General features: G+C 46.0%; 15 protein-coding genes. 11 read left to right on the top strand and 4 right to left on the bottom strand.

Annotation, left to right across the window (positions count from 1 at the left end; translation table 11 throughout):
- Positions 1-10 precede the first annotated feature (10 nt).
- From PK654_RS12115 to PK654_RS12065, 11 genes are all read left to right on the top strand, one after another.
- Positions 11-1,351 (top strand): Na(+)-translocating NADH-quinone reductase subunit A, encoded by a 1,341-nt coding sequence (locus tag PK654_RS12115; protein ID WP_271696029.1) that lies wholly within the window; start codon positions 11-13, stop codon positions 1,349-1,351.
- A gap of 3 nt (positions 1,352-1,354) precedes the next feature.
- Positions 1,355-2,596: an NADH:ubiquinone reductase (Na(+)-transporting) subunit B gene (locus PK654_RS12110; RefSeq protein ID WP_271696028.1), complete on the top strand. Its 1,242-nt coding sequence runs from the start codon at positions 1,355-1,357 to the stop codon at positions 2,594-2,596.
- Positions 2,586-3,356 (top strand): Na(+)-translocating NADH-quinone reductase subunit C, encoded by a 771-nt coding sequence (locus tag PK654_RS12105; protein WP_271696027.1) that lies wholly within the window; start codon positions 2,586-2,588, stop codon positions 3,354-3,356. Before PK654_RS12110 ends, PK654_RS12105 begins: the two co-directional genes overlap by 11 nt.
- Positions 3,356-3,991, top strand: a complete 636-nt coding sequence (locus tag PK654_RS12100) for an NADH:ubiquinone reductase (Na(+)-transporting) subunit D (RefSeq protein ID WP_271696026.1) — start codon at positions 3,356-3,358, stop codon at positions 3,989-3,991. The genes PK654_RS12105 and PK654_RS12100 overlap by 1 nt, the downstream gene beginning before the upstream one ends.
- A 5-nt stretch (positions 3,992-3,996) precedes the next feature.
- The gene (nqrE, locus tag PK654_RS12095) at positions 3,997-4,593 is read left to right on the top strand and encodes an NADH:ubiquinone reductase (Na(+)-transporting) subunit E (RefSeq protein WP_271696025.1); all 597 of its coding nucleotides are present in this window, start codon (positions 3,997-3,999) and stop codon (positions 4,591-4,593) included.
- 35 nt (positions 4,594-4,628) lie between these two features.
- On the top strand, positions 4,629-5,855 hold the full coding sequence (gene nqrF / locus PK654_RS12090; protein ID WP_271696024.1) for an NADH:ubiquinone reductase (Na(+)-transporting) subunit F: 1,227 nt from the start codon (positions 4,629-4,631) through the stop codon (positions 5,853-5,855).
- Positions 5,856-5,980: 125 nt separating this feature from the next.
- Positions 5,981-6,985, top strand: coding sequence for an FAD:protein FMN transferase (locus PK654_RS12085; RefSeq protein WP_271698870.1), 1,005 nt, complete (start codon positions 5,981-5,983; stop codon positions 6,983-6,985).
- Between the two features lie 27 nt (positions 6,986-7,012).
- Positions 7,013-7,267, top strand: a complete 255-nt coding sequence (gene nqrM, locus PK654_RS12080; RefSeq protein WP_271696023.1) for a (Na+)-NQR maturation NqrM — start codon at positions 7,013-7,015, stop codon at positions 7,265-7,267.
- A 215-nt stretch (positions 7,268-7,482) separates the two neighbouring features.
- Positions 7,483-8,559 carry a DNA polymerase IV gene (gene dinB, locus PK654_RS12075; RefSeq protein WP_271696022.1) on the top strand — a complete coding sequence of 359 codons (1,077 nt, stop codon included), beginning with the start codon at positions 7,483-7,485 and terminating at the stop codon, positions 8,557-8,559.
- Complete coding sequence (locus PK654_RS12070) at positions 8,556-9,038, top strand: transcription elongation factor (RefSeq protein ID WP_271696021.1); 483 nt, start codon at positions 8,556-8,558, stop codon at positions 9,036-9,038. Before dinB ends, PK654_RS12070 begins: the two co-directional genes overlap by 4 nt.
- Before the next feature lie 70 nt (positions 9,039-9,108).
- Positions 9,109-9,861 carry a DUF2884 family protein gene (locus tag PK654_RS12065; RefSeq protein WP_271696020.1) on the top strand — a complete coding sequence of 251 codons (753 nt, stop codon included), beginning with the start codon at positions 9,109-9,111 and terminating at the stop codon, positions 9,859-9,861.
- Between the two features lie 121 nt (positions 9,862-9,982).
- Here PK654_RS12065 and PK654_RS12060 read toward each other — a convergent pair whose 3' ends face one another.
- The 4 genes from PK654_RS12060 to PK654_RS12045 form a co-directional block, all read right to left on the bottom strand.
- Entirely contained in the window at positions 9,983-10,174 is a 192-nt protein-coding gene (locus PK654_RS12060; RefSeq protein ID WP_271696019.1) for a DUF4250 domain-containing protein, read from the bottom strand.
- 2 nt (positions 10,175-10,176) lie between these two features.
- Positions 10,177-10,380, bottom strand: a complete 204-nt coding sequence (locus tag PK654_RS12055; RefSeq protein WP_271696018.1) for a YaeP family protein — start codon at positions 10,378-10,380, stop codon at positions 10,177-10,179.
- A gap of 141 nt (positions 10,381-10,521) precedes the next feature.
- Positions 10,522-11,205: a tellurite resistance TerB family protein gene (locus tag PK654_RS12050; RefSeq protein WP_271696017.1), complete on the bottom strand. Its 684-nt coding sequence runs from the start codon at positions 11,203-11,205 to the stop codon at positions 10,522-10,524.
- Between the two features lie 281 nt (positions 11,206-11,486).
- Positions 11,487-13,202, bottom strand: coding sequence for a proline--tRNA ligase (locus PK654_RS12045; RefSeq protein WP_271696016.1), 1,716 nt, complete (start codon positions 13,200-13,202; stop codon positions 11,487-11,489).
- Between the last annotated feature and the right edge of the window lie 19 nt (positions 13,203-13,221).

Raw genomic sequence — 13,221 nt, 5'->3', positions numbered from 1 at the left:
GCAAGTGCGTATGATTACAATAAAAAAGGGTTTAGATCTTCCGATTTCGGGAGCTCCTGCCCAGGTGATTAATGACGGTAATCCCGTCAAAAAAGTCGCCTTGCTAGGCGAAGAGTACGTGGGAATGCGTCCAACAATGCATGCTCGCGTAGGGGATGAAGTGAAAAAAGGTCAGGTTCTTTTTGCTGATAAAAAGAATCCTGGTGTTATCTTCACTTCTCCTGCAAGTGGTAAAGTTATCGAAGTAAACCGTGGTGCCAAGCGTGTTCTTCAATCCGTAGTGATTGAAGTAGCAGGTGATGAGCAAATCACGTTTGATAGCTACACGTCCGACCAACTGGTTTCTCTTGAGCGCGATGCGGTTAAGAAGCAACTGATTGATTCTGGTATGTGGACTGCTCTGCGAACTCGTCCGTTTAGTAAGGTTCCTGCTGTTGATGCTGAAACAAAAGCGATCTTTGTCACTGCAACGGATACCAATCCGTTAGCGGCTGATCCTCAGGTTATCATCAATGAGCAAGCTGAAGCCTTTGTTGCTGGTTTGGATGTTATTTCTCGTCTGACTGATGGCAATGTTTACGTATGTAAGCAAGGTACAAGCCTTCCAAAGAGCAATGCTTCTAACATTGAAGAGCATGTATTTGATGGTCCTCACCCAGCAGGGTTAGCGGGCACTCATATGCATCACCTGTATCCGGTGAACATGGAAAATGTTGCCTGGAGCATCAACTATCAGGATGTGATTGCCTTCGGTAAGCTGTTCCTGACTGGTGAAATTTATACCGATCGCGTTATCTCTCTGGCTGGCCCTGTTGTAACCAACCCTCGTTTGGTTCGTACTCAACTAGGTGCTGCAGTTGAAGATATCGTAGAGCGTGAAATTATGCCGGGTGAAGTCCGCGTTATCTCTGGTTCTGTATTGTCTGGTGTTCAGGCTGCAGGTCCTCATGCATATCTGGGACGTTATCATCAGCAGGTTTCTGTACTGCGTGAAGGTCGTGAGAAAGAGCTATTCGGCTGGGCTATGCCTGGTAAGAATAAATTCTCAGTGACTAAATCATTCCTTAGCCACCTGTTTAAAGGTCAGCTTTTCAATATGACGACATCGCTGAATGGCGGTGAACGTGCCATGGTGCCAATCGGCAACTATGAGAAAGTGATGCCTTTAGATATGGAGCCAACTCTGTTACTTCGTGACCTGTGTGCAGGTGATTCTGACAGCGCGCAACGCCTTGGTTGCCTTGAGCTGGACGAAGAAGATTTGGCATTGTGCACCTATGTATGTCCGGGTAAATACGAGTATGGCGTTATGCTTCGTGAAATCCTGGATACGATTGAGAAGGAAGGGTGATCCATGCTCAAGAAAATTATTGAGGACTTAGAACCGCATTTCGAAGCGGGCGGTAAGTACGAAAAGTGGTATCCACTTTACGAAGCGACCGCAACTCTGTTCTACACACCGGGTACCGTTACTCAGCGAAGCGCTCACGTTCGTGACAGCGTTGACCTGAAACGTATCATGATTATGGTGTGGTTCGCTGTATTCCCTGCTATGTTCTGGGGTATGTATAACTCTGGTCATCAGGCCATTGTTGCCCTGAACCACCTTTATGAAGGTGCTCAGCTTGCAGAAGTAATTTCAGGTAACTGGCATTACTGGATTGTTGAGGCACTTGGCGGATCACTGGGTAGTGATGCCGGCTGGGGCTCGATGATGTTGCTTGGTGCAACCTACTTCCTGCCTATCTACGCCGTTGTATTTGCAGTGGGTGGTTTCTGGGAAGTTCTGTTCTGTATCGTACGTAAGCACGAAGTGAACGAAGGCTTCTTTGTAACCTCTATCCTGTTTGCTCTTATTGTGCCACCGACACTGCCGTTATGGCAGGCTGCCCTGGGTATTACCTTTGGTGTGGTAGTGGCTAAAGAGATCTTTGGTGGTACCGGCCGTAACTTCCTTAACCCTGCTCTTGCAGGCCGTGCATTCCTGTTCTTTGCTTATCCGGCACAGATTTCAGGCGATGTAGTATGGACAGCTGCTGATGGCTTCTCTGGTGCAACTGCACTTAGCCAGTGGGCAACGGGTGGTAATGGTGCACTAATTAACAACGTAACAGGCGAAGCGATTACCTGGATGGATGCCTTTATCGGTAATATCCCGGGTTCAATCGGTGAAGTTTCTACACTTGCACTAATGATTGGTGCCGCAATGATTGTTTACATGGGCATTGCTTCATGGCGCATCATTGGTGGTGTAATGATCGGTATGATTGTTACGTCTACCCTGTTTAATGTAATCGGTTCTGATACTAACCCAATGTTCCAGATGGCATGGCACTGGCACTTAGTGCTGGGTGGCTTTGCGTTCGGTATGTTCTTTATGGCTACCGACCCTGTATCTGCTTCATTCACTGACAAAGGTAAATGGGCTTACGGTATTCTGATCGGTCTGATGTGTGTTCTGGTTCGTGTAGTTAACCCTGCATACCCTGAAGGTATGATGCTGGCAATTCTGTTCGCTAACCTGTTTGCACCGCTGTTCGACTACGTAGTGGTTGAGAAAAACGTTAAACGGAGGCTAGCACGCTATGGCAAGTAATAACGATAGCATTAAGAAGACGCTGTTTGTTGTTATCGCATTGAGTTTAGTGTGCTCAGTTGTCGTTTCGGCAGCCGCAGTATTCCTACGCGATAAGCAACAGGCAAATGCGTTGTTAGATAAGCAGAGCAATATCGTTGCTGTTGCTGGTCTGGCAGACAAAGAAGGCTCAATTCCTGAGCTGTACGCTGAGTACATTGAACCTCGTCTGGTTGACTTCAAAACCGGTGACTTTGTTGATGCGGATGCCGCTGCTTACGATCAGCGCAAAGCAGCAAAAGAGCCATCAACTTCAATCAAGCTGGCCGCAGATGATGATAAGGCTAAGATCCTTCGTCGTGCTAATGAAGGTCTGGTTTACCTTGTAAAAGAAGGCGATAAAGTTTCTAAAGTTATCTTGCCTGTACACGGTAACGGCCTGTGGTCAATGATGTATGCATTTGTTGCAGTTGAAACAGACGGTAACACAGTAGCTGGTATCACTTACTACGAGCAGGGCGAAACCCCGGGACTTGGTGGTGAGATTGAAAACCCGCGCTGGCGTGCACAGTTTGTTGGTAAGAAACTATTCGATACCAATAACAAACCTGCAATCAAGATTGTTAAAGGCGGTGCTCCGGAAGGTTCTGAGCACGGTGTAGATGGTCTGTCTGGTGCAACTCTGACGGCAAACGGTGTACAAAACACGTTTGATTTCTGGTTGGGTGATAAGGGCTTCGGTCCATTCCTGGCTAAAGTTCGCGATGGAGGACTGAAATAATGTCAGCTGATATCAAAGACATGAAAAAGCACCTTCTTGCTCCGGTAATGGATAACAACCCAATTGCCCTTCAGGTATTGGGTGTCTGTTCTGCTCTGGCGGTAACGACTAAGCTGGAAACAGCGTTCGTAATGACGCTAGCGGTTATTTTCGTAACAGCGTTCTCGAACTTCTTCGTTTCTGTTATCCGTCATCACATTCCAAACAGTGTACGTATCATCGTACAGATGGCGATTATCGCCTCATTGGTAATCGTGGTAGACCAGGTGCTTAAAGCATTCCTGTACGACATCTCTAAGCAGCTGTCGGTATTCGTTGGTCTGATTATAACCAACTGTATTGTAATGGGTCGTGCTGAAGCATATGCGATGAAATCTGAGCCACTTCCGTCTCTTATTGATGGTATTGGTAACGGTCTTGGTTACGGTTTCGTACTGATTACTGTAGGTTTCTTCCGTGAACTATTTGGTTCAGGCAAACTGTTTGGTATGGAGGTTCTTCCTCTCGTTTCTGAAGGCGGCTGGTATCAGCCAAACGGTATGATGCTTCTTGCACCATCAGCCTTCTTCCTGATTGGTTTCATGATTTGGGTTATCCGTATCCTGCGACCAGAACAGATTGAAGCGAAGGAGTAAGCGTAATGGAACATTATATTAGCTTGCTGGTTAAATCGATCTTTATCGAAAACCTGGCATTATCTTTCTTCCTGGGTATGTGTACATTCCTTGCGGTATCGAAGAAAGTAAAAACCTCGTTTGGTCTTGGTGTTGCGGTAATCGTAGTACTGACCATTGCAGTACCGGTGAACAACCTGCTGTATAACCTGGTTCTTAAAGACAGCGCGATTGTTGCTGGTGTGGATCTTAGCTTCCTGAACTTTATTACCTTTATCGGTGTAATTGCAGCGTTAGTACAGATTCTTGAGATGGTTCTTGACCGTTTCTTCCCGCCTCTATACAACGCATTGGGTATTTTCCTGCCGCTGATTACCGTGAACTGTGCCATCTTCGGTGGTGTATCTTTCATGGTTCAGCGTGACTACAACTTTGCTGAGTCTGTTGTATACGGATTTGGATCAGGTGTAGGTTGGATGCTGGCGATTGTTGCTCTGGCAGGTATTCGTGAAAAGATGAAATATGCTGACGTACCTCCGGGTCTGCGTGGTCTGGGTATTACCTTTATCACTACTGGTCTGATGGCGTTAGGCTTTATGTCTTTCTCTGGTGTTCAACTGTAAGTCGGGTAAACGACACAATTAATAAGGAATAGTCAATGCAAAGCATTATTCTTGGTGTAGTGATGTTTACCGTGATTGTACTGGCGCTTGTGCTAATTATCCTGTTAGCCAAATCTAAGCTGGTACCGTCAGGTGACGTTACAATTACCGTAAATGGTGATCCAGAGAAGAGCTTCGTTACTTCTCCGGGTGACAAACTACTGGGCGCTATGGCGGGCAGTGGTATCTTCGTATCTTCTGCCTGTGGTGGTGGTGGTTCATGTGGTCAGTGCCGCGTGAAAGTGAAAGCTGGTGGCGGTGATATTCTGCCGACTGAGCTTGACCACATCACTAAAGGTGAAGCGCGTGAAGGCGAGCGTCTTGCTTGTCAGGTGGCTGTGAAAACAGACATGGACATCGAACTACCTGAAGAGATCTTTGGTGTTAAGAAGTGGGAATGTGAAGTTCTTTCTAACGACAACGAAGCAACCTTCATTAAAGAACTGGTTCTTAAGATCCCTGAAGGGGAAGAAGTACCGTTCCGTGCCGGTGGTTATATTCAGATTGAAGCTGATCCTCACCATATCAAGTACTCAGACTTTGATGTACCTGAAGAGTACCGAGAAGACTGGGACAAGTTCGACCTGTTCCGCTATGAGTCTATTGTAAAAGAGCACTCAATCCGTGCTTACTCAATGGCTTCATACCCTGAAGAGAAAGGTCTGATCAAGCTTAACGTACGTATTGCAACTCCGCCGCCAAATGCGCCGGATGCTCCTCCGGGCGTTATGTCTTCTTACATCTGGTCACTTAAGCCGGGCGATAAGTGTACTATTTCTGGTCCGTTTGGTGAGTTCTTCGCTAAAGAGACGGATAACGAAATGGTATTTATCGGTGGTGGTGCAGGTATGGCTCCGATGCGTTCTCATATCTTTGACCAGCTGCTTCGTCTACAGTCTAAGCGTAAGATGACTTACTGGTACGGTGCCCGTTCTAAGCGTGAAATGTTCTATATTGAAGATTTCGATAAGCTGGCAGCGGACAACGACAACTTCGAGTGGCATGTAGCACTGTCAGATCCATTACCGGAAGATAACTGGGATGGTTACACTGGCTTTATTCACAATGTGATTTATGAAAACTACCTGAAAGATCATGAAGCACCTGAAGATTGTGAATACTACATGTGTGGTCCACCAATGATGAACGCAGCTGTTATCGGCATGCTGAAAGATCTTGGTGTTGAGGATGAGAACATCCTGCTTGATGACTTCGGTGGTTAAGCATCACCTGAGTAAGTAAAACGATTGTGGCTGGCTCTTATGAGTCAGCCATTTGTTTTTAAAATACTAGCTTAAATAACAAAAAGGAGAGGGCGATGAAGCCTAGCTCTGCATTTACTAAGCAAATGAAAACTCTGATATTTGCTATTTTTACTCTTGTGCTGGTTAGCGCATGTAGTGAAACCCGAGAGCAGATACATTTAACCGGCCCGACCATGGGAACCACCTATAACGTTAAGTTTATTGAAGCGAAAGGTGTTCCTTCCGGTGAAACTCTGCAGAAAGAGATTGACCGACTGCTTGAGCAGGTAAACGATCAGATGTCGACTTATCGAAAAACGTCTGAACTAAGCCGCTTTAATCAGTATAAGGGGTCAGATGCGTTTACTGTCTCAAAAGAGACTGCTTTAGTTGTTAATGAAGCGATACGCCTAAATGAACTGACACTTGGTGCACTGGATGTGACGGTTGGTCCACTGGTGAACCTTTGGGGATTTGGCCCAGAAGCAAGGCCTGAAGTGGTTCCGACTGATGAAGAGCTGGCGGCACGTCGCGCGAATGTTGGTATTCAGCACCTGAATGTAACTGATACCAGCCTAAGCAAAGATATTCCCGACCTTTACGTTGATCTTTCAACGATTGCTAAAGGCTGGGGCGTTGATGTGGTAGCAGACTATATTGAGTCTCAGGGCATCAGCGATTATATGGTCGAAATCGGCGGTGAAATCCGTCTGAAAGGCAAGAACCGTGAAGGCACAGGCTGGCGTATAGCCATTGAAAAGCCCGATGTTAATGAGCGTGCCATTCAGGAGATTATTGAACCAGGTGATATGGCGGTAGCTACATCAGGTGATTATCGTAACTATTTTGAGCGTGACGGTATTCGTTATTCTCATATTATCAATCCTGAAACAGGCAAGCCGATTAATCATAAGGTAGTCTCTGTAACAGCGATGCATCCGTCATGTATGACAGCTGATGGTCTGGCAACCGGTCTGATGGTTCTTGGAGAAGAGACAGGAATCAAAATTGCCAACGAACAAGGCCTTGCGGTATTTATGGTTGTTAAAACCGCTGACGGCTTTAAAGAAGTTTATTCAGATGCTTTCAGTAAGTACCTGAAGAAATAAACAGAAAGATAGGATAAAGGTTTTTAAGTGAGTACATTTCTTATCACATTTGGTGTGTTTTTATTGGTTATCACTGCCATGGCAGTGGGTTACATTTTCCAGAAGAAATCTGTCAGCGGTAGCTGTGGTGGTTTAGGTTCGGTAGGTATCGACAAGGTATGTAACTGCCCAGAGCCTTGTGATGCGCGTAAGCGACGTGAAGCAAAAGCGGCAGCCCGTGAAGAGAAAGCAGCGGCTCGTGCAGCCAAGCTTGCTGAATGGGATAAGGATAGAATCGCCTGATAACCGGGGCAGCCGGTAAAGGCTGTCTCTATCGTTATATTCAATAAGTAACTGGCGTGTTTCCGGTTACTTATTGCCGAAAATAGCATTGCTAAACAATGCTTCTATGAAACTTAGCTTCAGACACTCGTTCCCCAACCCTTCTATTTAATAGTTAAAGCCGGACAAAAGAGTTATACTGTTTATCTATACAGTTATACGTATTTTGTACCGCTATGGATAATCAGCAAAAGCAGCGAAAAATAATCCATGTTGATATGGACTGTTTTTATGCCGCTGTTGAGATGAGAGACAACCCTGACTATCGTGATAAACCCATCGCCGTCGGCGGACATGAAAGGCAAAGGGGAGTGATCAGCACCTGTAACTATGCGGCAAGAGCCTTTGGTGTTCGCTCAGCTATGCCGACGGGGCAGGCGATTAAGCTCTGTCCTCAGTTAGTTGTGGTGCCCGGAAGAATGCATGTTTATAAGTCTGTTTCCCGTCAGATAAGGGAGATCTTCGAGCGTTATACTCAGATTATAGAGCCGCTGTCACTGGATGAAGCCTTCCTTGATGTTACTGACAGCAGTCAGTTTAAAGGTTCTGCCACCCTGATAGCAGAGGCAATCAGAAACGATATTCGTACCGAACTCAACCTTACTGCCTCAGCCGGAGTGGCTCCCATCAAGTTCCTTGCTAAAGTCGCCTCTGATATGAATAAGCCGGACGGCATGTTTGTTATCCCTCCTCAGGATGTACAAAAGGTGGTTGATAAGCTGCCTTTAGGTAAAATCCCAGGAGTCGGTAAAGTAAGCCTTGAGAAGCTGAATCAGGCCGGTTTTTATGTTTGTGAGGATATAAAAAACAGCGATTACCGCGAGTTACTGAGAAAGTTTGGTCGTCTGGGGGCTTCTCTGTGGAAGAAGAGTCAGGGAATTGATAACCGCACGGTACAGACAGAACGGGAGCGTAAGTCTGTAGGGGTGGAAAGAACCTTTAGCCAGAATATCTCCAGCTACGAAGAGTGCTGGCAGGTGATATGTGACAAGCTTTATCCGGAGTTAGAGCAGAGGCTGAAAAAAGCAGACCCAAACAACGCCATTATCAAGCAGGGCATAAAGCTGAAGTTTGCCGATTTTCAGCAGACAACTATTGAACATCTGCATAGTGAGCTAGAGCTGGAAGACTTTAAGGTTCTTCTTCGCGATATCCTTAAAAGGCAGAAGGGGAGGGAGATTCGTTTGCTGGGATTAAGCGTGATGCTTAAGCCGGATGATCAAAACAGACAACTGAGCTTTAAATTGACGTGAACAAGCAAGAACTAAAACAGGTTATATTGCATAAACTGGAAACGATTCATCAGACAGCGCTTAATGCTACGCAAACCGCTATTGATGCGGCAACGGATGAAGAAACCATTCCTGAACATAAATATGACACGCTGGCACTGGAAGCCTCTTATCTGGCTCACGGGCAGGCAATGAGAGTGAAACAGTGTGAAGAGGATATTCGTCATTATCAGGCGCTGGTGATGAGAGATGCAACTAAAGTGAGCGGCGTTGGTCTGAGTAGTCTGGTTGTGTTGCTGAATGAAGAAGATCAACAGAGTTGTTTTTTTGTCGGCCCTTGTGCCGGAGGTGTCAGTTTTGAATATCAGGGAAAACAGATATCAATTGTGACTCCCTCAGCCCCGCTGGGAACTGCTCTGATAGGTAAACAAGCTGGTGATGAGGTTGAGCTGGAACTTGGCGGCAGACGCAGTTGGTTTGAGATAGATACGATTTATTGACTTAATATTGACGGTAAATTCAGATAATGCTGATATGCTCGGATAAAAAGCGGTCAGTTAAGAGGTAGTTATGAAAAAGACAGGCGTATTGCTCGCTTTACTATTTAGCCTGAATGCTCAGGCAGGTATACAGAATCAGTGTAAAGTTGATATACAAAACGAAGTTCATCTGGATGGTGCTCAGGTAGAGATCTACCAGCAAGATGCCCCTTCAGTCCTGATAGATAAAGATAATAATCTATTTATTAATGGTGAGAAGATCGATCTCGATGCCGTGCAGCGGGATGCGATAGAAGCTTATCGTCAGAGTTTGAACGAATACTTACCGAGAGCAAAAGAAATTGCCAGAAACAGTCTGGAACTGGCTAAATCCCTGCTGGATGATCTTGCTGTGAGCTTTAATAACTCAGAGGCATTTAATAGTGTAAAACAAGCTCTGGAAGCGTTTTTCGGTAAGCTGGAGAAACGCTATCAGAAAGGTAATGATTTTGTCCTTCAGGAAGCCGCATTCAGTGATGCCATCAGTAACTGGAAGCAGGACTTTGAAGACGCTAAATCCACCTTTAATGCCGAGTTTTTTTCCAGCGCGTTTAACGCCCTTTCTGAACAGATGAAAGGAGAAGGCGGAATTAACCTTACTGAACTGAAAAACAAGTTGGTTGAGCTACAGTCTAACCTTGATACTAAACTGCAAAGTGAGTCAAAAGAGATAAAGAAAGACGCACAACAGTACTGCGATGACCTTGAAAAAGTAGCAGAAGAGGAAAAAATGTTGCACGAGAAAATACCTGAACTGAAAGACTATAAGGTATTTTTAATCTGACGCAGAGGGTTTGCTTATCGATGCCAGCCTGAATTACAGAAGCACAGTGCAGCTTTTAGCTCAATATAAAAACAGAGAGGCCGGTAGAAATTACCGGCCTCTCTGTGTTCACAATACAGTTTTAGCGAAACTGCTTGGCTTCAGGCAAAAACTCAAAACCGGCCGTTGCCAGCTTGGCTTCTAATGCTGCACGGTCGATATCAAAAAACTTTACTAGCTCATCAAGATCACCGCTGAAATCGTCACGCAATTTCAGATTTACAATGCTCATCAGCATTACAGGATCCATGCTTTCAAATTTGGACAAATCCATCATTAATCCTCGAAGTCAGAAATAAGCAGGTTTGCGGCAGCAAAAGCGGCTTTTTCACGGACTTCCATTGGCAGGCTTTCGTCTGCAGCAATATCATTCAGTGCTTTAAGGGCACAGGTTATAGCCTGAGGAATATAGCCTTGGTCGCCACTGCCGATTTGTGCATACAGTTCACGAACCAGAGTGCAGCAGTCATATATCTTCATGTTAATTTTCCGCTAATTATTAAATCTGACAGAGAATATACATGCAACTGATAAGCAAAATAAAGCCCCTTTCTGTTCTGAAAAGGGCGTCAGAGTCTGTGGAGAGGAGTTAAGTATGCCCGAACCAGAGACAATAGATGTTTAGCCGTTTACCTGTGCTTCAAGCTGGGCAACAAGATCATCGGCTAGGCCAAGCTGGTTTGCCAGCTCTTTCAGGTAGGCCTTTTCCATAAAGTTCTGCTCATCGGCGACAAGTAATGAAGCAAGATAAACTTCAGCAGCCTGTTCCGGGCCTGAAACGCTACGGGCAACTTCAGCAGGATCCAGTGGTTTAGCAAGCTCGGCTGAAACAAGCTGACTTACTGAGCTGTCAGCTCCCATACTGGCGACAGCCTGTTCGATTTTCGCAGTCTCTTCGGCATCGACATGCCCGTCCGCTTTAGCGGCGGCGATCATAGCCTTGAGGATAAGTACGCTATGTTGGTTTTCATCCAGTTGATTGCTGTTGGGCAGTTCGGCCTGAGGGGCGGGTTGTACCTGACTGTTTTGGTTGGATTGCCAGTCATTATAGACTTTAAAAGCAAGAGCACCCAACGCGGCTGCACCACCGATACCAGCTGCCTTTTTGCCCATTTTGCGTGCTTTCTTTGACCCCATTAACATACCAATCAGACCACCACCCACAGCACCGGCACCTAATGCGGTAAGGTTACTTTTATCCTTGGTCATAGTGCTAAGACCTGAGGCGCCTTGTTGTAACGTACTTGAGCCTTGTTTAACGATATCTGAGTTAAGTGCCTGATTGAGTAAGCTTTTCAAATCCATAGTTCACCTCACTTTTAAATTAACCTAACCTCAACCTGAGGGCAGAGGGTAAATAACTCAATGATATTTACACTTTTATACAATTGCGCCGCCGTACCGGTTTAAGTTTTGTTGTTTTATTGATAACCAGAATGAGTAAATTATAGCTGCTGGTTCAGAGGCAGAGTGGCTTGTATGGTTTTAATCTGGTCACAGTAGAGGATGGCAGAAGAGTCAGAAGCTTTCCTGAAGTATAAAAAAAGCAGCCGTTTAACAGGCTGCTTTTTACGTTCTGGTATTGCTTATTTCAGCTGAGCTTTCAGGTGCTCAAGGATATCGTCCATAGCAACAGCAACTTTCTCGCCGTTACGACGGTTCTTATATTCGAAGTTACCTTCTTTCATTGAACGATCACCGATCACGATAGTGTGAGGAATACCGATAAGTTCCATATCAGAGAACATTACGCCTGGGCGCTCTTTACGGTCATCAAACAGAACTTCGATACCCATAGCCGTCAGTTCAGCGTACAGCTTCTCAGCGGCTTGTTTCACTTCTTCAGACTTGTGCATGTTCATAGGAACGATAGCCACCTGGAAAGGCGCTAGCGCGTCTGGCCAAATGATGCCGTACTTGTCGTGGTTTTGCTCGATTGCAGAAGCAACAACACGTGAAACACCGATACCGTAACAACCCATCTCAAGGATAACGTTCTTACCGTCAGGACCAAGCACGCCACAGTTCATCGCTTGTGAGTAAACGTTACCTAGCTGGAAGATGTGGCCAACTTCGATACCACGCTTAAGCTGAAGTGTCCCTTTACCACATGGGCTTGGATCGCCTTCTACTACGTTACGTAGATCTTCAATTTGGCCAAGCTCAACGTCACGACCCCAGTTAATACCGAAGTAGTGTTTGTCATCGATATTGGCTCCGGCACCGAAGTCGCTCATTGCAGCAACAGAGCGGTCAACGATAAATGGTAGTTTCAGACCAACAGGGCCCAGTGAGCCCGGACCGGCACCGATTAGTGCACGAATTTCTTCTTCGGTTGCCATCTCAAGAGGAGAAGCTACCTGAGCAAGGTTTTCTGCTTTCACTTCGTTGAGCTCGTGGTCACCACGAACGATAAGCGCGATGATGTCTGCATCTACTTCATCAGACGCTTTAACGAATAGAGTCTTAACCGTCTTATCAATTGGCAGACCGTGTTGCTCTACAAGTTCAGCGATTGTTTTTGCGTTTGGCGTATCAACTAGCGTCATCTCTTGGGTTGGCTGCGCACGTTCACCAGCTGGAGCTGCTGCTTCCGCTTTTTCGATGTTTGCTGCGTAATCAGACTCAGTAGAGAATGCGATTAGGTCTTCGCCACTTTCAGCAAGTACGTGGAACTCTTGAGAGCCGCTACCACCGATAGCACCCGAATCAGCCAGTACCGGACGGTATTCGAGGCCCATACGATCGAATGCTTTACAGTAAGCATCGTGCATCACCTGATAAGATTTCTCCAGACCTGCTTTGTCGATATCGAAGCTGTATGCATCCATCATGCAGAACTCACGTGCACGCATTACGCCAAAACGTGGGCGGCGCTCATCACGGAACTTAGTCTGGATTTGGTACAGGTTTAGCGGAAGCTGTTTGTACGAGCTTACTTCGTTGCGAACAAGGCTAGTGATAACCTCTTCAGCCGTTGGGCTAAGAACAAACGGACGAGTATGACGGTCAGTAAAGCGAAGTAGCTCAGGGCCCATCTTTTCAGAACGACCTGTCTCTTCCCAAAGTTCAAACGGCTGAACAACGGGCATCAGAGTTTCGACAGCACCTGCATTGTCGATCTCTTGACGAACGATGTTTTCGACTTTACGCAGTACACGCAGACCGGTAGGTAGCCAGGTATAAAGACCTGAAGCTAGCTTACGGATCATACCTGCACGTAGCATCAATTGGTGGCTGATGACTTCTGCGTCGTTTGGAGTCTCCTTCAGAGTAGAAAGAAGATATTTACTGGTACGCATTTATGGTATCCGTTTATCT

This window comes from Vibrio sp. SCSIO 43137 (genome assembly GCF_028201475.1).
Lineage (GTDB): Bacteria > Pseudomonadota > Gammaproteobacteria > Enterobacterales > Vibrionaceae > Vibrio.
This window is presented reverse-complemented; position numbering and strand designations above follow the sequence as displayed.